The following is a 22,502-nucleotide window of genomic DNA, read 5'->3' on the forward strand; positions in this document are numbered from 1 at the left end:
GAGGTACCCCATGCAAGCAAAAGATCTGACTGTATTGCTTAGTGTTATTTTAATTGTTGCGATGCTCATTATTCCGTTTCCTACATGGCTGTTAAGCCTGATGATCATGCTTAATATTACGCTTGCTCTTCTAGTGCTGCTTACATCCATGAACATGAAGGAGCCGCTGGATTTTGCCATATTCCCATCCCTGCTTTTGCTGCTGACCCTCTTCAGGCTTGGGCTGAATGTTTCCACTACCCGTTCCATTCTCTCTAAAGGGGAGGCGGGCGGAGTTGTTGAAACGTTCGGAACCTTCGTTGTCGGAGGAAATGTCCTGGTCGGGTTTGTCGTGTTTTTAATCCTGATCATCATCCAGTTTGTTGTGATCACAAAGGGCTCTGAGCGTGTCTCAGAGGTAGCTGCCCGCTTTACGCTAGATGCGATGCCGGGAAAGCAGATGAGTATAGATGCAGATCTCAACGCTGGTGTCATCTCTGAACAGCAGGCAAGATCACGACGCGAGAAAGTATCCAGAGAAGCTGATTTCTACGGGGCAATGGACGGTGCAAGCAAGTTCGTAAAGGGAGATGCGATTGCAGGCATCATCATTGTCATCATCAATATGATTTTCGGAATCATTATCGGCATGATGCAGCTTGGCATGGGATTTGGCGACGCTGCATCCCACTTTACAATGCTCACAGTCGGAGACGGAATTGTCAGCCAGATTCCTGCGCTGCTTATCTCCACTGCAACGGGTATTGTCGTAACAAGAGCAGCTTCAGACGGAAATCTGGGATCGGATATTACAAGTCAGCTTTTCGCCTATCCGAAAATGATGTATGTAGCTGCAGGAACGATTTTGCTTCTTGGACTGTTTACGCCAATCGGATTGTTTGTCACAGTGCCGATTGCTGCCGCTTTTGGAGCAGGAGGTTACTTGATATCCAAAAAAGAGAAACTTCCTGAAATAGAAGAAGCCGCTGAGGAAGAGATTGAACTGGATGAAATGAAATCACCGGAAAGTGTCGTGCAGCTGCTGAATGTGGATCCGATAGAGTTTGAATTCGGCTATGGCCTTATACCGCTTGCAGATGCAAATCAAGGCGGAGACCTGCTTGACCGGATTGTCATGATCAGAAGGCAGCTTGCCATTGAACTGGGCCTTGTTATTCCTGTTGTCCGCATCCGTGACAACATTCAGCTTCAGCCGAATGAATACAGACTTAAGCTGAAAGGGACCGAGGTCGCGAAAGGTGAAATTCTTCTCGATCATTTCCTCGCAATGGCTCCAGGTATTGAAGATGATTCTATTGAAGGAATCGATACAATTGAACCCTCCTTCGGGCTGCCTGCAAAATGGATCACGGAAGAAAACAAAGATGCGGCGGAAATGTTCGGTTATACAGTTGTTGATCCTCCGTCCGTTGTATCGACTCATATGACAGAAACGATTAAAAGACATGCGCACGAGCTGCTTGGAAGACAGGAAACGAAACAGCTGCTTGATCATCTGCGGGAAACGTATCCTATTCTTGCTGAAGAGGTTACGCCTTCCCCGCTTGCCATTGGAGACATTCAGAAGGTGCTTTCCAAGCTTTTAAAAGAAAAAGTATCCATCCGCAATCTGCCGGTTATCTTTGAAGCACTTGCGGACTACGGGAAATTGACATCAGATCCTGATCTGCTCTGCGAGTATACGAGACAGGCACTTGCAAAGCAAATTACGGGACAGTATACAGCCGGAGATACTTTAAAAGTAGTCACTCTGTCAGGGAAAGTCGAAAAAGCAGTAGCTGACGGTGTTCAGCAGACCGAGCACGGGAATTATCTGGCGATGGATCCGGATCTTTCTCAGGCCATTATTGAATCTATTGCTAAAGAAGTAGAACAGCTTTCCCTGCAGGAGCAAACACCGATTCTGCTTTGTTCTCCTGCAGTAAGGATGTATGTAAGGCAGCTGATTGACCGTTACTTTCCTCAGCTTCCTGTGCTTTCTTACAATGAGCTTGAGGCAAATGTTGAAGTTCAGAGCGTTGGGTTGGTGAATATTGCATGAAGGTAAAAAAATTTCTTGCAGCAAATATGCAGGAAGCCATGCAGCAAATTAAAAATGATCTTGGCAAGGATGCTGTTATCTTAAGCTCCAAGCATGTTTATAAAGGAGGAATACTCGGTTTCTTTGCCCAAAAAAAGGTTGAAGTCATCGCAGGGCATGATCCGGATCCTGTCTTCAGAACAATGCCGGCACCTAAGAAGGAGCGGGCGCAGGAAATCCTTTCAGAAACCTCACTGCTGAGTGAAATGAGAGAAGTGAAGAGCCTTGTAAAATCGCTTCGTGAACAAGAAGAAGCGGACAATCTGCCTCAAGAGCTGAAAGAGCTTGAACGGTTTCTCGCTGAAAAGGAAGTGCAGGGAAGAGCAGACATTCTCTCTGAATTAAGAGAATTGGAGGGGGAACGTTCCCTGAAGGACTTGGTGCTGAAAGCATCTGAAATCATGGCCGAAAAACTGGCGGCTTTCCCCTTTAATGGGATCTCTCATGAGAAAAAATATATTTTGGCCGCGGGTCCTACCGGAGTGGGGAAAACAACCACTCTCGCAAAGCTTGCAGCTGAAAGCATGTTAAAAGAAAAGAAAAAAATTGCCTTTATCACAACTGATACATACAGAATTGCAGCGATTGACCAGATCAGAACGTATGCAGGTATTTTAAATGCTCCGCTCAAAGTCTGCTATACCGCTGAAGATGTGAAAGAAGCAAAAGAAAGCTTTGCTGAAATGGATGCCGTATTTATTGATACAGCCGGAAGAAACTACAGGAACAAAGAGTTCGTTCAGGAATTAAAGGATCTGCTTGGAGCAAATGATGACACAGAAACCTTTCTTGTGCTCTCGGCTGCTTCCAAGTACAGCGACATGCAGGAGATCTACCTGAATTTCAGTGCAATGAATCCGGAAAAGCTGATCTTTACAAAAATAGATGAAACAGCCGCTAAAGGTTCCCTGTATGATTTCGTTCAGTTTGCCGGGCTTGGCGTTTCATACATTTCTAATGGCCAGAACGTTCCTGATGACATTATGCCGGCTTCCGCAAAAATGATGGCAGAGGAGATTATGAGGTAGAAATGGATCAGGCAGAGCAGTTAAGAAGACAGATCTTTAAGACAGAAAACAAAACCGCCAAGGCGATTGCCGTGCTGAGCGGAAAAGGAGGAGTCGGAAAATCGGGCTTCACCGTAAATCTTGCAGCACAGCTTTCCGTACGGGGAAAACGGGCGCTTATTTTAGATCTTGATATTGGCTACGGAAATATCGATCTCTTAATCGGGGAATCCAGCAGACATTCCATGATTGATTTTTTTCAGGGAGAAAAGAGGCTGAATGAGATCATCTGCAGAAGCAGTGCCGGTTTTGACTACATTTCAGGAGGTACAGGACTTTCGCATGTAGTTTCCCTAAATGAAAACCAGCTTTCGGCCTTCTCGCAAGAACTTGACCAGGCATTTTGCACATACGATTATCTGCTGCTTGATCTTGGTGCAGGAATGACATCTGACAGCTTAAAGTTTGCCATGAGTGCTGATGAGCTGGCAGTTGTAACGACACCTGAACCGACTTCGATAACAGATGCTTACTCAGCGATTAAGGTCATAAGCTTCCATGAAAAATCCATACCTGTTTCCATTGTTGTCAATAAAGCCGATGACGAAAAAACAGCCCGATTAACATTTGCCAGAATGCAGTCGGCTGTCATCCGTTTTATTGAAAGAGAGGTATCTTTTGCAGGCTGGATGCCCCAGGATCCACTCGTATCAGAAGCCGTAAAAAGGCAGGTGCCATTCAGCATATTGTTTCCTAAATGCCCGGCTTCGCGCGGAATTTGCAGGATTGCTGACAGCATGGTTTCTGCACCCTCTTCAGAGGCACCGAAGCAAAAAACATCATTTTTTTCCAGAGTGTCAAAGCTCTTCAGGGGAGGCGGAGAATAAATGAATAAAACGTCTGTTCTAGTTGTGGATGATTCTGCATTTATGCGGAAACTGATTGCCGGTTTCCTGAATGAAAGCGGTACGTGCTATGCTGCCGGCACAGCAAGAAACGGAGAGGATGCACTCGAAAAAGTGAAGGCGCTGAATCCGGATGTAGTGACGCTGGATATAGAAATGCCTGGTATGGACGGACTTCAGACACTGAAGAGAATCATGGAGGGAACGCCAAAGCCGGTTATCATGTTTTCAGGCATGACGCAGCGGGGAGCGGATCTCACGATTCAATCTCTTCAAATGGGAGCGGTTGATTTTATACCGAAACCTTCCGGGGCAATCTCGCTTGATCTGCATAAAGTGAAGGACGACCTGATCCGAAAGGTTGAAATGGCTGGCCAGCTGAAAATGAAGTCCATCACTGTTAACGAAAGAAACAGGCCTTTTAACGAAAGGAAAACATCCAGACTGAACAGCAGCATGAAAGTCATCTGCATTGGCACATCAACAGGAGGACCAAGAGCGCTGCAGCAGGTACTGCCAAAGCTTCCGGCCGATTTGAACGCACCGGTTTTCGTTGTGCAGCATATGCCAGAAGGCTTTACCGCATCGCTTGCAGCGCGGCTTGACGCGCTATCGCATCTTACTGTTAAAGAGGCAGAAGACGGGGAACTTGTTAAAAAGGCTACAGCCTACATTGCACCGGGCGGAACTCACATGAAAGTGGAAGAATCAAAGTCCGGGCTTGTGATAAGACTCAGCAGGGAGAGCCTCAACACGGCTCACAGACCTTCTGTTGATGTATTGTTTGAATCGCTCAGCCTGATCAAAAATGTGCACAAAATTGCTGTGATCATGACAGGCATGGGTTCAGACGGATCGGAAGGACTGAAAAAATTAAAGAAGTCCGGATCTCTTCATGCCATCTCAGAATCCGAAAAGACATCCGTTGTATTCGGAATGCCCAAAATGGCAGTTGAGACAAATGCTGTTGATGCAGTTGAACATCTGGAGGATATTGCTGATGCGATTCTTAAATCAGTTCAATTATAAGCCGGAAATATTTGCAGTCTAAGGGGAGTAATTCAAAATGGATATGAATCAATATTTAGATGTCTTTATTGAAGAAAGCAAAGAGCATCTGCAGTCCTGCAGCCAAAAGCTCCTGGAACTTGAGAAAAACCCTGAAGATTCAGCGATTGTAAATGAAATCTTCAGGTCGGCTCACACGTTAAAAGGCATGAGTGCAACGATGGGATATACGGACCTTGCAAATCTGACTCACCATATGGAAAACGTGCTTGATGCAATTCGTCATGGAAAGCTGACTGTTAAGCCTGCTGTCCTTGATGCCGCATTTGAAGCTGTTGATCTTCTTGAAGAGATGGTTCTTTCCATTGCAGGCGGAGGAAACGGAAAAAAAGACGTGCTCCAAATTATTGAAAAGTTTAAAAAGCTTGAAGGCACTGAAGAACAGGCTGTGCTTCTTGTTCCGACCGAACCGATGATCCTTGATGATTTTGAACGCACAGTCATCCAGCAGGGGGCAGAGCAGGGGTATCAGCCTTACGAGATTAATGTTTTTCTGAGAGAGGACTGTCTTCTAAAAGCAGCAAGGGTTTTCATGATTTTTGAGCTTGGTGAAAAACTTGGCGAGATCATTAAATCTGTTCCGGCAGCGGACATGCTTGAGGAGGAAAAGTTCGATTCAGCCTTCAGTTTGATTTTCGTTTCAAAAGAGCAGCCGGAAGACATTCAGTCGCAGATGATGAAAGTTTCTGAGGTTGAGAGAGTCGAAATCAGCCCGCTTGCACTTGATCAGTCCGTCTTTATTGAAAAGGACGCAGAGAAGCTTGCAGCAGAGTCTGAGGCAGAAGCTGAGACGGCAGCTGCAAGGGTTTCAGGAAGTTCAAAGACGATCCGTGTGAACATTGAGAGACTCGACAGCCTGATGAACCTGTTTGAAGAGCTTGTCATTGACAGGGGACGCCTTGAACAAATTTCAAAAGATCTGAAAAACAGCGAACTCAATGAAACAGTAGAACATATGAGTCGCATATCCGGAGATCTGCAGACCATTATTTTAAACATGAGAATGGTGCCTGTTGAAACAGTATTTAATCGTTTTCCGAGGATGGTTCGCCAGCTGGCGAAGGATCTGAACAAAAAAATTCATTTGTCTGTTACTGGAGCTGAAACAGAACTTGACAGAACAGTCATTGATGAAATTGGCGATCCTCTCGTCCATTTATTGAGAAATGCGCTTGATCATGGGATTGAAACACCTGAACAGCGGAGGATGAACGGTAAACCTGAAGAAGGAAACGTCGCCTTAAAAGCCTACCACAGCGGCAATTATGTCTTTATTGACATAGAAGATGACGGGGCCGGCATAAGCAGGCAGAGGATCTTGAAAAAGGCATTAGAGCGCGGGCTTGTCACTGAAAGAGAGGCCGCCGACTTGTCTGATGAACAGGTTTATGACTTCATGTTTGCATCAGGATTTTCTACGGCAAGCACCATTTCAGATGTTTCAGGCAGAGGCGTGGGTCTTGATGTAGTCAAAAATACGATTGAATCACTTGGAGGCAGCATAACCATTCAGTCAAGGGAAGGATTTGGCTCACTGTTTTCCATCCAGCTTCCGCTGACTTTATCCATTATCTCAGTGCTTCTTGTGAAGCTTGCAAGTGAAACATTTGCGATTCCGATTTCTTCTATTATTGAAACAGCGGTCATCAGAAGAGATGAAATCTTGAGCGCGCACAATCAAAAAGTCATCGATTACAGAGGGAAAATTGTTCCGCTCGTTTCACTGAAGGAAATTCTAGAGGTCCCTTGCGACCAGTATGATGACTCGCACATGGCGATCGTCATCGTCAAAAAAGGCGACCGGCTTGCGGCCCTGATGGTGGATTCTTTTATTGGCCAGCAGGAAATTGTGCTCAAACCCCTCGGAAACTACTTGAATTCTGTTTTTGCTGTTTCAGGAGCTACGATTTTAGGAGACGGACAAGTAGCCCTTATTATCGACTGCAACGCCCTGATTAAATAGCCGGAAGGGAGAGAAGAAACGTGAATGATACGCTTGAGAAAATGATTGTTTTTCAGCTTAATAACAAAGAATACGGCATTGCTGTCGGAAAAGTGAGATCTATTGAAAAAATGCAGACGATCACGCGAGTGCCCGGAACAGATTCTTTTGTAAAAGGGGTCATGAACTTGAGGGGGATCGTTACTCCTGTGATCGATCTGAGAACGAGATTTGGGCTTTTGCAGGAAGAATTGTCTGAAAGCAGCCGGATTATTGTCGCGGCTCTTGATTCATATGAAGTCGGTTTTATCGTTGATTCAGCAAATGATGTCATTGATCTGGCGCCTGAGGAACGTGAGCCTGCACCAGAAGTTGCAGGGGCAGAAGAGGCGGAATACATTGTCGGGGTTGCAAAATCCGGCAAACGCCTGATCATTCTTTTGGATCTGAATAAGGTTTTAGCAGGCACATCACATTCCCCTGCAAGCAGCAAACGGAATGTTCAGCATGCATAATCCGCGATGGAAGCCTTTGGAATGGACAGACAGGAGCGAATGATCAAGGTTGGAATTGCTGAAAAAAACATCGTTTCACAGCCATATTTAATAAGAACTTCCGGACTTGGCTCATGCGTGGGACTTGTTCTGTACGATGAGGAAAAAAAAACAGCCGGCCTCGTACACATCATGCTGCCTGATTCCTCCTTGTCCCGCACAGGAGAATACAGTCCTTGCAGATATGCGGATACAGCTGTAAAGGACCTGGCTGAAAAATTAGCAGAAAGAGGGTGCAGAAAGGGTGCTTTGAAAGCAAAGCTTGCAGGCGGAGCGCAAATGTTCCCTTTTCAGCCTTCGGGGATGCTCAACATCGGGGCAAGGAATGTGGCCGCCGTTTTAGAGCAGCTGGATACAATGAAAATTCCTGTAATCAGCATGGATACCGGGGGAAGCAGCGGGAGAACGATCGAGTTTAATCCCGCAACAGGAAAGCTTTCTATTTTCACAGTCAATCAATCTGCAAAAACGATCTGACAGACACCGGAAATATCACAGCAGAAGGGGAGAAAAATGGAACAAGCTGCAAAACTCGAAGAACAAGAATATTGGAATAAATGGATTCACTGCCGTGACCATGAAGCTTGCAATGCGCTGATTCACCGCTATTTGCCCCTTGTCAGCTATCATGTACAGCGAATTTCAGTCAGTCTGCCCAAATCAGTCAACAAAGAAGATTTAAAAAGCATAGGCATGGTCGGTCTCTACGATGCTCTTGAAAAGTTTGACTATACACGTGACCTGAAATTTGAAACGTATGCTTCTTTCAGAATCAGAGGGGCGATCCTTGACGGACTTAGAAAAGAAGATTGGCTGCCCCGCAGCTCAAGAGAAAAAGCAAAAAAAGTGGATGCCGCCATTGAACGGCTTGAACAAAAGTATTTGAGGAATGTTCAACCAAAAGAAGTGGCCGCAGACCTTGAAATGTCGGAAAATGAAGTTATCTCGATCATGAATGAAGGTTTCTTTGCCAATGTTCTTTCCATTGATGATCAAAATCATGAGCATGATGAACAGGACCATCAGAAATTTGTCATCCGGGATGAAAAAGCAGAAATGCCTGAAGAGAAAATGGTAAAGGATGAACTGATCGGTCAGCTTGCAGAAGTCATTGTCAATCTGACAGAAAAAGAGCAGCAGGTCATCAGCTTATTTTATAAAGAGGAACTGACCCTGACTGAAATCGGGCAGGTCTTAAGTCTTTCTACATCACGTATTTCGCAGATTCATTCGAAAGCTCTGTTTAAGCTGAAGCATCTTCTTGAAAAAATTAATTCTTGACGGTCAAGCTTTTGTAAACAGGCGATATAAAAAGGTCAGGTGAAACGGTATATGACAGCAGCACTCCTGGCATTAAGCCTTATTCTGCACGCTGCATCACTTTATTTGATTGCACTTTTATTTTTACGTTATAAAAATGTGCTGCAGGCTGAAGAGAGACAGGCGGCCATGCTCCATGAAACAGAACAGGCGCTTGCTGCCTGCATGCTTGAGATGAGAGAAGAGAATGAAAAGCTTCTGGCTGCACTAGACCGTTCTTTTATAACGGACGAAAGTTCCGCAGAAGCTGATGAAGGGGAAGGGGTTCAGCAAAAAGAGCTTTCGAATGGGGAAGCTCCTGCAGATGAAACCCCTCATGAAATAGACCAGGCGGATCAATTCCGTCTGGATGTATTAAATCTTTATCAAAATGGCTATACAATAGAAGAAATTGCAAAAAAGCTTGATAAAGGAAAAACAGAAATCTCCCTTATGCTGAAATTCCGCCAATTCTAGTCGAATTTTGCTTGCGAATGATTTTTCATTGTGATATATTAATTCTTGGTGTTAATACACACGCCATAGATTCAGGCATTGGTGCTGTTTAGACAGTTTTGCCTGAAGATGATATGTGCGGAGGAGAAAAAACCATTAGGAGGAAATACCATGTCAGTCATTTCAATGAAACAACTACTTGAAGCAGGTGTTCATTTCGGCCATCAAACACGCCGCTGGAACCCTAAGATGAAGCGTTACATCTTCACTGAGCGTAACGGCATCTACATCATCGACCTGCAAAAAACAGTTAAGAAGGTTGAAGAAGCTTACCAGTTCACGAAAGAACTAGCTGCAAACGGCGGCACAATTCTTTTCGTAGGAACTAAAAAGCAAGCTCAGGATTCAGTTAAAGAAGAAGCTGAGCGTTCAGGAATGTACTTCGTTAACCAACGCTGGTTGGGCGGAACGCTTACAAACTTTGAAACGATTCAAAAGCGCATCAAACGTCTGAAAGACATCGAAAAAATGCAAGAAGACGGCACTTTCGAAGTTCTTCCAAAGAAAGAAGTTGTTCAGCTTAACAAAGAGCTTGAGCGTCTTGAAAAATTCTTGGGCGGAATCAAAGACATGAAAGGTCTTCCTGATGCACTATTCATCATTGACCCTCGCAAAGAGCGCATTGCCGTTGCTGAAGCACGCAAATTGAACATCCCAATCGTTGGTATCGTTGATACAAACTGCGATCCGGATGAAATTGATTACGTAATTCCTGCAAATGATGATGCAATCCGTGCAGTTAAGCTTTTAACTTCTAAAATTGCTGATGCAATTCTTGAAACAAAACAAGGTGAAGAAACAACTGCTTAATCAAGTAAAGGTGATAAGAGGGGAATGCCTTTTATCACCTTTTTTAAAGAGGCTTTTTCCAGATGGGAAAAGCCCCCTTTAACAAAACGAAAAACATTCTGATTCAGAATGAAACCAATACATAATGGCGGAACCGCCGAAAATTAAGGAGGAAAACTCTCATGGCAATTACAGCTCAAATGGTAAAAGAATTACGCGAAAAAACTGGTGCAGGCATGATGGACTGCAAAAAAGCACTAACTGCAACAGAAGGCGATATGGAAAAAGCGATTGATTTCCTTCGCGAAAAAGGAATTGCATCTGCATCTAAAAAAGCAGACCGCGTTGCTGCTGAAGGTCTTGCTCTTGTTAAAGCGGAAGGCAACGAAGCAGTTATCCTTGAAGTAAACTCTGAAACGGACTTTGTTGCTAAAAACGAAGGCTTCAAAGAGCTTCTTGAAACACTTGCTTCACATCTTCTTGCTAAAAAGCCTGCTGATCTTGAAGCGGCTCTTGCTTCAGAAATGGACAACGGCACAACTGTAAATGACTACATCAACTCTGCAATCGCTAAAATCGGCGAAAAGATCACTCTTCGCCGCTTTGATATCGTATCAAAAACAGACAGCGATGCATTCGGTTCTTACCTTCACATGGGCGGACGAATTGCCGTTCTTACTGTTCTTGAAGGAACAACTGACGAAGAGACAGCTAAAGACGTTGCTATGCACGTAGCGGCAGTCAACCCAAAATACATCGGCCGTGACGCTGTAAGCGAAGAAGAAGTAACGCGCGAGCGCGAAGTTCTTTCTCAGCAGGCTCTAAACGAAGGCAAGCCAGCTAACATCGTTGAAAAAATGGTTGAAGGCCGCCTTGGCAAATTCTTCGAAGAAATCTGCCTTCTTGAGCAGAACTTCGTTAAAAACCCGGATCTTAAAGTAAAACAATTTGTTGAGTCTAAAGGCGCAACAGTAAGAAGCTTTACTCGCTTTGAAGTAGGCGAAGGCATTGAAAAACGCCAGGATAACTTTGCTGAAGAAGTTATGAACCAAGTCAAAAAATAATTCAGTCCGACATAAGGGAAAACAGCTGTTTTCCTTAATGAAGACGAGTAAATGAAAGACAGGGAACACACTTCTGTGTTCCCTCTTTTTGAAAAAGCCTGTTTCCCCGCTGGGTGAATACAGCTTGAATCATTTACATGCAGCGATTTACCTGAAAAGACTTGGAGGTCATTATGAGCAAACCTAAATATAATCGTATCGTACTTAAATTGAGCGGAGAAGCGTTAGCTGGAACCGACAGCTTCGGCATTAAGCCTGCTGTCATTCAGTCCATTGCCAAACAAGTAAAAGAAATTGCAGAGCTTGGTGTTGAGGTGGCTGTAGTTGTAGGCGGCGGCAATATCTGGCGCGGCAAAATCGGCAGTGAAATGGGAATGGACCGTGCAACTGCTGACTATATGGGAATGCTTGCTACGGTGATGAATTCACTTGCTCTGCAGGACAGCCTTGAAACGTTCGGCATCCAGACCCGCGTTCAGACTTCCATTGAAATGAGACAGGTTGCAGAACCGTATATCAGAAGAAAAGCAATCAGACACCTTGAGAAAAAGCGAGTTGTCATTTTTGCTGCAGGTACGGGAAACCCTTACTTCTCCACTGATACAACAGCGGCGCTCCGGGCAGCAGAAATCGAAGCAGATGTGATTCTGATGGCTAAAAACAACGTTGACGGCGTCTACACAGCAGATCCAAAGAAAGATGCATCCGCTGTGAAATACGAAACACTGTCTTACCTTGATGTATTGAAAGAAGGTCTGGAAGTGATGGATTCTACTGCTTCATCACTTTGCATGGACAATGATATCCCGCTGATTGTTTTCTCTGTTATGGAAGAAGGCAACATTAAACGTGCAGTACTCGGCGAAAATATCGGAACAATTGTAAGGGGGAAATAATGATGGCAAAACAAGTTCTTGCACAAGCAAAAGATAAAATGGAAAAAGCGGTATCTGCCTATAACAGAGAGCTTTCAACCGTTCGCGCAGGCCGTGCAAATGCATCTCTTCTTGATAAAATTGTCGTAGATTACTACGGTGCGCCTACACCGGTCAACCAGCTTGCTTCTATTAACACACCTGAAGCAAGACTGCTTGTGATCCAGCCTTACGACAAAACAGTACTCGGCGAAATCGAAAAAGCTATCCTGAAATCTGATCTTGGATTAAATCCTACAAACGACGGTTCTTTAATCCGGCTTGCTATTCCGGCCCTTACTGAAGAGCGCCGCAAAGAGCTTGCTAAACTTGTAAAGAAGTATGCTGAAGAAGCAAAAGTTGCCGTCCGCAATGTGCGCCGGGATGCAAACGACGATTTGAAAAAGCTTGAGAAAAATGGCGAAATCACAGAAGATGAGCTTCGCACAAACAATGATCAAGTTCAAAAAACGACGGATGAGTTCATCAGCAAAATTGACGCTATTGCAAAAGATAAAGAAAAAGAAATCATGGAAGTTTAAGTTAAAAATCTGTACAATGGAATTGTGCTCAAAAGACCCTCTTATGTTTACAGGGGGTTTTTTTGTTAATACTGTTAACACCGCTGCAGTATATGAGACCGCAGAATGTTACGGGTGATGGAGGAATCACATGCTGGGCAAACTGAAAAATTGGAGAAATCCTAACCGGGAACTGTCTGTTACCTCAAAAGATGACTTGATCAAACGGGGAATACCTGAACATATTGCCATTATTATGGACGGAAATGGGAGATGGGCCAAAAAACGCGCACTTCCAAGGATTGCCGGACACCATGAAGGCATGAAGACAGTAAGAAAAATCACAAAGCTTTCCAATGAGCTCGGTGTAAAGGCTCTTACTCTATATGCTTTTTCAACGGAAAACTGGAAACGCCCAAAGTCTGAAGTCGATTACCTGATGAAGCTTCCTGAAGAGTTTCTCGGAACTTTTTTGCCTGAGCTGATTGAGGAAAATGTTCAGGTCAGAATTATTGGCGACGAATCCAAAATACCGGCGCATACGCTGCGCGCTGTGCAAAAAGCAAAAGAGGAAACAGGATCCAATAACGGACTTATTTTAAATTTTGCCTTGAATTACGGAAGCCGGGCGGAGATGATTCATGCTGTCCGCGGCATGGTTGAAGATGCAGAAAACGGCGAATTAAAGATTGAAGACATAAGTGAAGAGCTGTTTTCAAGTTATTTAATGACAAGCGGAATGAAGGATCCTGATTTACTGATCCGGACAAGCGGGGAAATCAGGCTGAGCAACTTCATGCTATGGCAGCTTGCCTACTCGGAATTCGTCTTTACAGATGTTCTCTGGCCTGATTTCAGCGAAGATCACCTTATTTCAGCCATTGATGAATATCAGCACAGAGGCAGAAGGTTTGGTGGATTGTAAAGATCATCCCTGGTTTATCATCCAGGGATTATACATAATTTGAGAGGTGCAGGCGCACGTTATTTGCACAATCCAGATATACAGAGATCTGCAGCAGAGGAATGGGGAGTGACATGGTGAAGAGAATCAGTTTATTGGGGGCAACGGGCTCGATCGGACAGCAGACACTTGATGTCATTAAAGCTCATCCGGAACAATTTCAGCTAGTTTCCATGTCTTTTGGAAGCAACCTTACTTTAGGCAGAAAAGCAATTATTGAGTTTTCGCCCCGTTTAGTAAATGTAAATGACTTTGATGCATATACACAGCTGAAAAGTGAATTTCCGGATGTGTCCTTTGCTTTTGGCGAAGAAGGCCTGATTGAAGCTGCCGTTTTGCCTGAAGCAGACATCCTGGTCAATGCTGTTATGGGGAGCGTCGGTCTTCTGCCGACATTAAAAGCAATTGAATGCAAAAAAACAATCGCCATTGCCAATAAAGAAACACTTGTAACGGCGGGCCATCTTGTAACGGCTCATGCAAAAACATACAATGTGGAGCTCTTGCCTGTAGACAGCGAGCATTCAGCTATTTTTCAGTGTCTTCAGGGAGAGAATCCAAAATCTTTGGAGCGGCTTATTATTACTGCTTCTGGAGGGAGCTTCCGCGACAGGAAGCGGGAGGACCTTGAAAATGTCACTGTGGAAGAAGCCCTAAACCATCCGAACTGGTCGATGGGAGCTAAAATCACGATTGACTCTGCAACAATGATGAACAAAGGTCTTGAAGTCATTGAGGCGCACTGGCTGTTTGACCTGCCGTATGAAAAGATCGATGTGCTGCTGCACAAAGAAAGCATTATCCATTCCATGGCTGAATTCCATGACCGGAGCGTCATTGCCCAGCTTGGAACACCTGATATGAGAGTGCCGATTCAATATGCCCTGTCTTATCCTGAACGATTGCCGATGCCGGATACGAAACAGCTGAATTTATGGGAGGCGGGCAAGCTTCACTTTGAAAAAGCCGATTTTGAACGGTACCGCTGCTTACAATTCGCTTATGATTCAGGTAAAATTGGAGGAACAATGCCGACTGTCCTGAACGCAGCAAATGAAGAAGCTGTGGCCGCTTTTCTGAAAGGGAAAATTAAGTTTCTTCAAATTGAAGACCTGATTGAGAGGGCACTTTCAAAACATTGTGTGATAACAGACCCGAATCTGCATATCATTCAAGAAGTGGACAAAGAGACAAGAGAATTTGTTCAATCATTCTATTCATAAAGGTGGTCATGAAACGTGAATACCGTTTTGGCGTTTGTTGTTATTTTTGGGGCGCTCGTTTTCTTTCACGAGCTGGGACATCTCGTTTTAGCTAAACGTGCGGGTATTCTTTGCCGTGAGTTTGCGATTGGATTCGGCCCGAAAATCTTTTCTTTTACAAAAAATGAGACGGTCTATACGATCAGACTTCTTCCTTTAGGCGGATTTGTCCGGATGGCCGGCGAAGACCCTGAAATGATAGAGGTTAAGCCCGGCTATAACGTCGGACTTCTCTTTAACAAACAGGATCAAGTTGAAAAAATCATTCTCAATAATAAAGAGAAATACCCCCGTGCAAGAGTCATAGAAGTCGAACAGGCAGACCTTGAGCACAAAATGTTCATCTCAGGGTATGAACAGGGCGAAGAAGATGAAGTGCTCAAGCATTTCGATGTCAGTGAGCGTTCATTTTTTATCGTAGATGGATCAGAAGTTCAAATTGCACCGTATAACCGCCAGTTCGGTTCGAAAACACTCGGCCAGAGAACGGCTGCGATTATTGCAGGCCCGCTGATGAACTTTATCCTTGCATTTGTCCTGCTTTTCTCTCTGGGTTTCATTCAGGGGGCTCCAATAGACGAGCCGATCCTTGGAAAATTGACAGAGGACGGCTCTGCCGCTGAGTCAGGTTTAAAAGAGGGAGATGAGATCACAGCCATTGAGGGCAAAGTGATGTCTTCCTGGAAGCAGGTAGTATCTGTTATTCAGTCAAATCCTGAACAGGAGCTTACCTTCAGCGTAAACCGCGGCGGGCAGGACCTTGAAATCGAGGTCATACCTGAAGCGAGCAAAATCGGTGAGGAAACCATCGGCAGAATCGGAGCCTACAATCCGGTTGAAAAATCGTTTATCGGTTCACTGACTTACGGTGTCACAGAAACATTTAACTGGACAAAAGAAATTGTCCTCGGTCTTGGCAAGCTGATCACAGGCCAGTTTTCCATTGATATGCTTTCAGGTCCTGTCGGCATTTATGACATGACAGATCAAGTAGCAAAAACAGGCGTCATTAATTTGATGAGCTGGGCTGCGATCCTGAGCATTAATCTCGGTATCGTCAACCTTCTTCCAATTCCGGCACTTGACGGCGGAAGACTGCTCTTTTTCCTTGTTGAAGCGCTTAGAGGGAAACCGATTGACCGCCAGAAAGAGGGCGTTGTCCATTTTATCGGGTTTGCGCTGCTTATGCTCCTGATGCTCGTCGTAACGTGGAATGACATTCAGCGATTCTTTTTATAAAACCGGCTGCAGCCAGCTGAAAAAAGCGAGTTTTGAATACTTAAATAGAGGTGCTTTAGATGAAACAGAGTATGACGTTTATTCCTACTTTAAGAGAAGTGCCTGCAGATGCGGATATTAAAAGCCACCAGCTTTTGCTCCGCGCAGGCTACATGCGGCAAAATGCGAGCGGAATCTACAGTTATTTGCCGCTTGCCTCTATTGTTCTGAAAAAAATTGAGCAGATTGTACGCGAAGAGATGAATCGTGCAGGCTCAGCCGAACTGCTTATGCCTGCACTCCAGCAATCAGAACTTTGGCAGGAATCCGGCAGATGGTACACATACGGCCCTGAGCTTATGAGAATGAAAGACAGGCACAGCCGTGAATTTGCGCTTGGCGCCACACATGAAGAGGTTATTACATCTCTTGTGCGCGACGAAGTTAAGTCCTATAAAAGACTTCCTTTGAATCTGTATCAGATTCAGTCAAAATTCAGGGATGAAAAGCGTCCACGCTTCGGACTTCTGCGCGGACGGGAGTTCATTATGAAAGATGCCTATTCTTTCCATGCCTCATTTGAAAGTCTTGATGAAGTGTATGAAAAGATGTTTCAGGCATACAGCAATGTGTTTTCACGCTGCGGCTTAAACTACCGGGCAGTTATTGCTGATTCAGGCGCCATGGGCGGAAAGGACACCCATGAGTTCATGGTTTTATCTGACGTCGGCGAAGATACCATTGCCTATTCAGACACATCGTCCTATGCTGCCAATGTCGAGATGGCTCCTGTTATTACTCAATACGAGAAAAGCAGTGAAGAACAGCAGGAACTTGTCAAAACAGAAACACCGGATCAAAGAACGATTGATGATGTAGCGCAGTACCTGAACGTTGAAAAAGAGAAGCTGATTAAATCTCTTGTGTTTAAAGTGGACGAGAAATTTGTGATGGTGCTTGCACGCGGCGATCACGAAATCAATGATATTAAAATCAAAAACCTTTACGGGGCCTCAGTTGTTGAACTTGCGACACCTGAAGAAACGAAGCAGGCGGCAGGAGTTCTGCCAGGCTTTGTCGGCCCGGTGGGAGCAGATTCGAAAATTGAGATTATTGCCGATCATGCGGTGCAGTCCGTTGTAAACGGAGTTTGTGGCGCCGGTGAAGAGAATTATCACTATACAGGCGTTAATCTCGACCGTGATGCAACTGTCAGCCAGTATGCTGACCTTCGTTTCATTGAAGAGGGAGACGCTTCACCGGACGGAGAAGGAACGATCCAGTTTGCCAAAGGAATTGAAGTGGGACATGTATTCAAACTTGGAACCCGCTACAGTGAAGCAATGAATGCGACGTTCCTTGATGAAAACGGCAGAGCGCAGCCGATGATTATGGGCTGTTACGGCATTGGAGTTTCAAGAACACTCGCTGCTATTGTTGAGCAGTATAATGACGATAAGGGGATTGTCTGGCCGGCTGCTGTTGCGCCGTTCCAAGTCCACCTGATCACAGCAAATGCAAAACAGGATGCGCAGTCTTCACTCGGCGAAAAACTGTATGCGGAGCTTTTGGAGGCTGGATTTGAAGTTCTTTATGATGACAGAATCGAACGCGCAGGGGTTAAATTTGCCGACTCTGACCTTATAGGCATTCCTGTCAGAATCGTAGTTGGAAAACAGGCCGAAGACGGCATCGTGGAAGTAAAAGAGCGGAAAACAGGAGAGGGTATGGACGTATCTCTCGCAGATCTGCATGAAACAATTTCACGGCTGCTTCAGAAGTAAAACCTGTGATGCCAATAGTTCATCTATGGTATGATAGAGTAAGTGAATAACAAATTGACAAGGTACCCCGCTTCGTGCGAGGTACCTTCAATTATGATGGAAAAAGTTTCAAGGAGGGAAAAATCAGACATGCAAGAAGAGCGTCTCAAGGCTCAAAAAGAACGATTTCACCTTCTGCTTCAGCAAATCGGGCTGACAGAAGATACGGTTTACCCGTTTTTCTCTGAAGGTGCCATTACAAAACTGACTGTTTTAAAGCAGCAGAAAAAATGGGAGTTTCAGTTTTCCTTTCAAAAAATCCTCCCATTTGATGCATACCGCCTTTTTCAGGCAAAGCTGACAAAAGCATTTTCTCATATTGCAGATGTAACCTTTCAGCTGACGGTAAAGGATCAGTCGTTCAATGAAAAACTCGTTGCAGACTACTGGTCGGTTTGTGTTCAGGAGCTTGAGGGAATCTCTCCTCCCATGCTGTCTCTTTTAAATGAACAGACTCCTGAAGTGCAGGGGGTCAAACTGATCATTAAAACGAAAAATGAAACAGAAGCAATGGCCATTAAGAAAAAATATACACCGCTGCTTCAGGACAGCTTTTCGCAGTACGGGTTTCCGTCCCTGCAATTCGATACGAAAACGACTATTTCGAAAGAAGAAATCGCACAGTTCCAGGAAAAGAAAAAACTCGAGGATCAGGAAAAAGTCATGCTCGCCATCACCGAAATGGAGAAGAAAGACAAAGAGCAGGATGAAGCTCCGCAAGGTCCGCTGATGATCGGATATGCGATAAAAAATGACGAAGAAATTAAGCAGATTGATACAATCGAAGATGAAGAGCGCCGCATCACCGTACAAGGATATGTGTTTGATGCAGAAACAAGAGAATTGAGGAGCGGCAGAACGCTCAGCACCTTTAAAATAACAGACTACACAAACTCCATCCTCGTGAAAATGTTTGCCCGTGATAAAGAAGATGCGGCACTCCTTCAAACATTGAAAAAGGGCATGTGGGTGAAAGTGCGCGGAAGCATCCAAAACGATACGTTTGTAAGAGATCTTGTCATGATTGCAAATGATATCAACGAGATCAAACCGGAAGTCAGACAGGATACTTCGGAAGAAAAGCGGATCGAACTTCATCTTCACAGTCCGATGAGCCAGATGGATGCTGTATCATCAGTAGGCTCGCTTGTCGGACAAGCTAAAAAGTGGGGCCATCCCGCAATTGCGATTACAGATCATGCAGTGGCGCAGTCTTTCCCTGAAGCCTATTCGGCAGGAAAGAAAAACGGCATCAAGATTCTGTACGGCGTGGAAATCAATCTGGTGGATGACGGAGTTCCGATTGCCTACAACCCGCAGGACCGCTTTTTGCCTGAAGCAACCTATGTTGTTTTTGACGTTGAGACGACAGGTCTTTCCGCTGTTTATGACACAATTATTGAACTCGCTGCGGTCAAAATCAAAAACGGCGAGATCATTGACCGGTTTGAGTCATTCGCCAATCCCCATCACCGGCTGTCGGCTACTACGATTGATTTGACGGGGATCACTGATGATATGGTGGCAAACGCCCCGAATGTGGATGAAGTGCTTCGCCGGTTTAAAGAGTGGACCGGGGACGACATCCTCGTTGCGCACAATGCAAGCTTTGATATGGGCTTTTTGAATGTAGGCTATAAAAAGCTGCTTGGCACCGGGAAGGCTGCAAATCCGGTCATAGATACGCTTGAGCTTGGACGCTTCCTTTATCCCGAGATGAAAAGCCACAGGCTGAACACACTTGCCAAGAAATTTGACATTGAGCTTACCCAGCATCACCGTGCCATTTATGATGCTGAAGCAACTGGATATCTGCTATTGCGCATGCTCAAGGATGCAGCTGAAAAGGGAATTGAGAATCACCTTCAGCTTAATGACAATATGGGCCAGGGCAATGCTTACCAGCGGGCGCGTCCGTATCATGCCATCCTTCTTGCCCAGAATGAAACGGGACTGAAAAACCTGTTTAAACTCGTTTCCATGTCGCATATAGATTACTTCTACAGAGTTGCGCGCATCCCGAGATCTCAGCTTGTCAAACACCGGGAAGGGATTATTGTCGGATCGGCGTGCGACCGCGGTGAAGTATTTGAAGGCATGATGCAAAAATCGCCTGAAGAAGTGGAAGACATTGCAGCATTTTATGACTACATTGAAGTTCAGCCGCCAGAGGTATACCGTCATTTAATCCAAATGGAATATATAAGGGATGAAATGGCGCTGAAAGAGATCATCTCAAACCTTGTCAGCCTTGGCGAAAAGCTTGAAAAGCCTGTTGTTGCAACAGGAAACGTACATTATCTTCAGCCGGAGGATAAGATTTACCGGAAAATCCTCGTAAGTTCGCAGGGCGGGGCAAATCCGCTTAACCGTCATGAGCTTCCGAATGTGCATTTCCGTTCAACGAACGAGATGCTTGACTGCTTTGATTTTCTCGGAAAAGAAAAAGCGCGTGAAATTGTCATTGACAACACTCATAAAGTATCAGCTATGGTCGATGACATTAAACCGATCAAGGACGACCTGTATACGCCGAAAATTGAAGGGGCAGACCAGGAAATCCGCGATATGAGCTACGGCATGGCGAGAAGCATCTATGGAGACGATCTCCCGGAAATTGTGGAAGCAAGACTTGAAAAAGAATTAAAGAGCATCATCGGCCATGGGTTCGCGGTTATTTACCTCATTTCCCATAAGCTTGTTAAAAAATCGCTTGATGACGGCTATCTAGTAGGATCCAGGGGTTCCGTCGGATCGTCGCTCGTTGCAACGATGACGGAAATAACCGAAGTGAATCCTCTGCCGCCGCATTATGTCTGCCCTGACTGCAAGCACTCGGAATTTTTCAACGACGGATCTGTCGGATCGGGTTTTGACCTTCCGAACAAGGATTGTCCGGAATGCGGGGCAAAATATCATAAAGACGGCCATGACATCCCGTTTGAAACGTTCCTTGGATTTAAAGGAGATAAAGTTCCTGATATCGATTTGAACTTTTCAGGAGAATACCAGCCAAGAGCCCACAACTACACAAAAGAGCTGTTTGGCGAAGATAATGTATACCGTGCAGGAACAATCGGCACCGTGGCCGAGAAAACGGCTTACGGCTATGTCAAGGGATATGCGGGTGATAACAACCTCATGCTCCGGAATGCAGAAGTTGACCGTCTCGTGCAGGGCTGCACAGGCGTAAAACGGAGCACAGGGCAGCATCCGGGCGGTATTATCGTAGTTCCTGACTATATGGACATTTACGATTTTTCACCGATTCAGTTTCCGGCAGATGCCACCGGTGCGGAATGGAAAACAACTCACTTTGACTTCCATTCCATTCACGACAATCTTCTGAAGCTTGATATCCTCGGACACGATGATCCGACGGTCATCAGGATGCTTCAGGACCTGAGCGGGATAGATCCAAAAACCATTCCGACAGACGACAAAGAAGTCATGAAGATCTTCAGCGGGACAGAATCACTCGGCGTAACGGAAGAGCAGATCATGTGTAAAACCGGCACCCTTGGCATTCCCGAATTCGGAACAAGGTTTGTCCGCCAGATGCTTGAAGATACGAAACCGACAACCTTTTCAGAGCTTGTCCAAATATCGGGCCTTTCTCATGGAACAGATGTATGGCTTGGCAATGCGCAGGAGCTTATTCATGACAACACATGCACCCTGAGCGAAGTAATCGGTTGCCGCGATGACATTATGGTTTACTTGATTTATCAGGGGCTTGATCCATCGTTTGCTTTTAAAATCATGGAATCTGTCCGAAAAGGAAAAGGACTGACGCCTGAGATGGTTGAAGAGATGAAAAAAAACAATGTGCCTGACTGGTATATTGGCTCCTGCCTGAAAATCAAATATATGTTCCCTAAGGCCCACGCAGCTGCCTATGTATTAATGGCAGTCCGAATCGCTTATTTTAAAGTCCATCATGCGCTTCTTTATTATTCTGCTTATTTTACAGTCCGTGCAGATGATTTTGATGTAGAAAGCATGGCAAAGGGCTCTGCTGCAATCAGAGCGAGAATTGAGGAGATCAACCAGAAAGGGCTTGAAGCATCTCCTAAGGAAAAAAGTTTGCTGACTGTCCTTGAACTGGCTCTTGAAATGTGCGAACGGGGGTACTCCTTCCAGAAGGTCGATCTTTACCGCTCAAGTGCAACAGATTTTCTGATCGACGGCAATTCGCTCATCCCGCCTTTTAATTCCATTCCGGGACTTGGGACAAATGCCGCCATCAACATTGTAAAAGCAAGAGAAGAAGGGGAGTTCCTTTCAAAAGAAGACCTTCAGCAGCGGGGAAAAGTATCCAAGACGATCATCGAGTACCTGACCAACCAGGGATGTCTTGAGTCGCTCCCTGACCAGAATCAGCTTTCGCTGTTTTAATGACGAGCCTGAAACAGGAGAAAATTACCGGTGACGTACCAGCGTTTTTTTCTTGCAATTTGGCTCAGAACCTTGAACGGTCTATGATTTTAATTTGCAATAAATGGCCGGTTATGTTATATTCTTTATGGAAATGCTAACGATAGTTAGAGGCAGAGAGTGGGGAAACCCACTCTTT

18 protein-coding genes are annotated in these 22,502 nt (G+C 45.0%); all 18 read left to right on the plus strand.

Going from position 1 to position 22,502, the window contains the following annotated elements; all coding sequences use genetic code 11:
- Positions 1-10 precede the first annotated feature (10 nt).
- On the plus strand, positions 11-2,041 hold the full coding sequence (flhA, locus tag AZ46_RS04910; RefSeq protein WP_029281300.1) for a flagellar biosynthesis protein FlhA: 2,031 nt from the start codon (positions 11-13) through the stop codon (positions 2,039-2,041).
- Positions 2,038-3,108 carry a flagellar biosynthesis protein FlhF gene (gene flhF / locus AZ46_RS04915; RefSeq protein ID WP_029281298.1) on the plus strand — a complete coding sequence of 357 codons (1,071 nt, stop codon included), beginning with the start codon at positions 2,038-2,040 and terminating at the stop codon, positions 3,106-3,108. Before flhA ends, flhF begins: the two co-directional genes overlap by 4 nt.
- Positions 3,109-3,110: 2 nt before the next feature.
- Positions 3,111-3,974: a MinD/ParA family protein gene (locus AZ46_RS04920; RefSeq protein ID WP_029281296.1), complete on the plus strand. Its 864-nt coding sequence runs from the start codon at positions 3,111-3,113 to the stop codon at positions 3,972-3,974.
- A complete protein-coding gene (locus AZ46_RS04925) occupies positions 3,975-5,021 on the plus strand; it encodes a protein-glutamate methylesterase/protein-glutamine glutaminase (RefSeq protein WP_029281294.1) in 1,047 nt (348 codons plus the stop codon).
- 37 nt (positions 5,022-5,058) lie between these two features.
- On the plus strand, positions 5,059-7,023 hold the full coding sequence (locus AZ46_RS04930; protein ID WP_029281292.1) for a chemotaxis protein CheA: 1,965 nt from the start codon (positions 5,059-5,061) through the stop codon (positions 7,021-7,023).
- A 41-nt stretch (positions 7,024-7,064) separates the two neighbouring features.
- Positions 7,065-7,517, plus strand: coding sequence for a chemotaxis protein CheW (locus tag AZ46_RS04935; protein WP_029281290.1), 453 nt, complete (start codon positions 7,065-7,067; stop codon positions 7,515-7,517).
- Between the two features lie 21 nt (positions 7,518-7,538).
- A complete protein-coding gene (locus tag AZ46_RS04940; protein ID WP_029281288.1) occupies positions 7,539-8,033 on the plus strand; it encodes a chemotaxis protein CheD in 495 nt (164 codons plus the stop codon).
- A 36-nt stretch (positions 8,034-8,069) separates the two neighbouring features.
- Entirely contained in the window at positions 8,070-8,837 is a 768-nt protein-coding gene (locus AZ46_RS04945) for a FliA/WhiG family RNA polymerase sigma factor (protein ID WP_029281286.1), read from the plus strand.
- A gap of 51 nt (positions 8,838-8,888) precedes the next feature.
- Entirely contained in the window at positions 8,889-9,332 is a 444-nt protein-coding gene (locus AZ46_RS04950) for a DUF6115 domain-containing protein (RefSeq protein ID WP_029281284.1), read from the plus strand.
- 150 nt (positions 9,333-9,482) lie between these two features.
- Complete coding sequence (gene rpsB, locus AZ46_RS04955; RefSeq protein ID WP_029281282.1) at positions 9,483-10,181, plus strand: 30S ribosomal protein S2; 699 nt, start codon at positions 9,483-9,485, stop codon at positions 10,179-10,181.
- A 161-nt stretch (positions 10,182-10,342) separates the two neighbouring features.
- Positions 10,343-11,224, plus strand: a complete 882-nt coding sequence (gene tsf, locus AZ46_RS04960) for a translation elongation factor Ts (protein WP_029281280.1) — start codon at positions 10,343-10,345, stop codon at positions 11,222-11,224.
- Between the two features lie 173 nt (positions 11,225-11,397).
- Positions 11,398-12,120 (plus strand): UMP kinase, encoded by a 723-nt coding sequence (pyrH, locus tag AZ46_RS04965; RefSeq protein ID WP_029281278.1) that lies wholly within the window; start codon positions 11,398-11,400, stop codon positions 12,118-12,120.
- Between the two features lie 2 nt (positions 12,121-12,122).
- Positions 12,123-12,680 (plus strand): ribosome recycling factor, encoded by a 558-nt coding sequence (gene frr, locus AZ46_RS04970; RefSeq protein WP_029281276.1) that lies wholly within the window; start codon positions 12,123-12,125, stop codon positions 12,678-12,680.
- A gap of 130 nt (positions 12,681-12,810) precedes the next feature.
- Positions 12,811-13,584 (plus strand): isoprenyl transferase, encoded by a 774-nt coding sequence (locus AZ46_RS04975; protein ID WP_029281274.1) that lies wholly within the window; start codon positions 12,811-12,813, stop codon positions 13,582-13,584.
- 116 nt (positions 13,585-13,700) lie between these two features.
- Positions 13,701-14,846 (plus strand): 1-deoxy-D-xylulose-5-phosphate reductoisomerase, encoded by a 1,146-nt coding sequence (gene dxr, locus AZ46_RS04980; protein ID WP_029281272.1) that lies wholly within the window; start codon positions 13,701-13,703, stop codon positions 14,844-14,846.
- Between the two features lie 15 nt (positions 14,847-14,861).
- Positions 14,862-16,124 carry an RIP metalloprotease RseP gene (gene rseP / locus AZ46_RS04985; protein WP_029281269.1) on the plus strand — a complete coding sequence of 421 codons (1,263 nt, stop codon included), beginning with the start codon at positions 14,862-14,864 and terminating at the stop codon, positions 16,122-16,124.
- Positions 16,125-16,183: 59 nt separating this feature from the next.
- The gene (locus AZ46_RS04990; protein ID WP_029281267.1) at positions 16,184-17,887 is read left to right on the plus strand and encodes a proline--tRNA ligase; all 1,704 of its coding nucleotides are present in this window, start codon (positions 16,184-16,186) and stop codon (positions 17,885-17,887) included.
- 129 nt (positions 17,888-18,016) lie between these two features.
- A complete protein-coding gene (locus AZ46_RS04995) occupies positions 18,017-22,324 on the plus strand; it encodes a PolC-type DNA polymerase III (RefSeq protein WP_029281265.1) in 4,308 nt (1,435 codons plus the stop codon).
- Positions 22,325-22,502: the final 178 nt, after the last annotated feature.

Source organism: Metabacillus indicus LMG 22858 (assembly GCF_000708755.2).
Taxonomy (GTDB): domain Bacteria; phylum Bacillota; class Bacilli; order Bacillales; family Bacillaceae; genus Bacillus_P; species Bacillus_P indicus.

Bases quoted from the DNA above. Each gene is read 5' to 3' on its own strand.
- flhA (WP_029281300.1), top strand. From the start codon at position 11: ATGCAAGCAAAAGATCTGACTGTATTGCTTAGTGTTATTTTAATTGTT.
- flhF (WP_029281298.1), top strand. From the start codon at position 2,038: ATGAAGGTAAAAAAATTTCTTGCAGCAAATATGCAGGAAGCCATGCAG.
- AZ46_RS04920 (WP_029281296.1), top strand. From the start codon at position 3,111: ATGGATCAGGCAGAGCAGTTAAGAAGACAGATCTTTAAGACAGAAAAC.
- AZ46_RS04925 (WP_029281294.1), top strand. From the start codon at position 3,975: ATGAATAAAACGTCTGTTCTAGTTGTGGATGATTCTGCATTTATGCGG.
- AZ46_RS04930 (WP_029281292.1), top strand. From the start codon at position 5,059: ATGGATATGAATCAATATTTAGATGTCTTTATTGAAGAAAGCAAAGAG.
- AZ46_RS04935 (WP_029281290.1), top strand. From the start codon at position 7,065: ATGATTGTTTTTCAGCTTAATAACAAAGAATACGGCATTGCTGTCGGA.
- AZ46_RS04940 (WP_029281288.1), top strand. From the start codon at position 7,539: ATGGACAGACAGGAGCGAATGATCAAGGTTGGAATTGCTGAAAAAAAC.
- AZ46_RS04945 (WP_029281286.1), top strand. From the start codon at position 8,070: ATGGAACAAGCTGCAAAACTCGAAGAACAAGAATATTGGAATAAATGG.
- AZ46_RS04950 (WP_029281284.1), top strand. From the start codon at position 8,889: ATGACAGCAGCACTCCTGGCATTAAGCCTTATTCTGCACGCTGCATCA.
- rpsB (WP_029281282.1), top strand. From the start codon at position 9,483: ATGTCAGTCATTTCAATGAAACAACTACTTGAAGCAGGTGTTCATTTC.
- tsf (WP_029281280.1), top strand. From the start codon at position 10,343: ATGGCAATTACAGCTCAAATGGTAAAAGAATTACGCGAAAAAACTGGT.
- pyrH (WP_029281278.1), top strand. From the start codon at position 11,398: ATGAGCAAACCTAAATATAATCGTATCGTACTTAAATTGAGCGGAGAA.
- frr (WP_029281276.1), top strand. From the start codon at position 12,123: ATGGCAAAACAAGTTCTTGCACAAGCAAAAGATAAAATGGAAAAAGCG.
- AZ46_RS04975 (WP_029281274.1), top strand. From the start codon at position 12,811: ATGCTGGGCAAACTGAAAAATTGGAGAAATCCTAACCGGGAACTGTCT.
- AZ46_RS04990 (WP_029281267.1), top strand. From the start codon at position 16,184: ATGAAACAGAGTATGACGTTTATTCCTACTTTAAGAGAAGTGCCTGCA.
- AZ46_RS04995 (WP_029281265.1), top strand. From the start codon at position 18,017: ATGCAAGAAGAGCGTCTCAAGGCTCAAAAAGAACGATTTCACCTTCTG.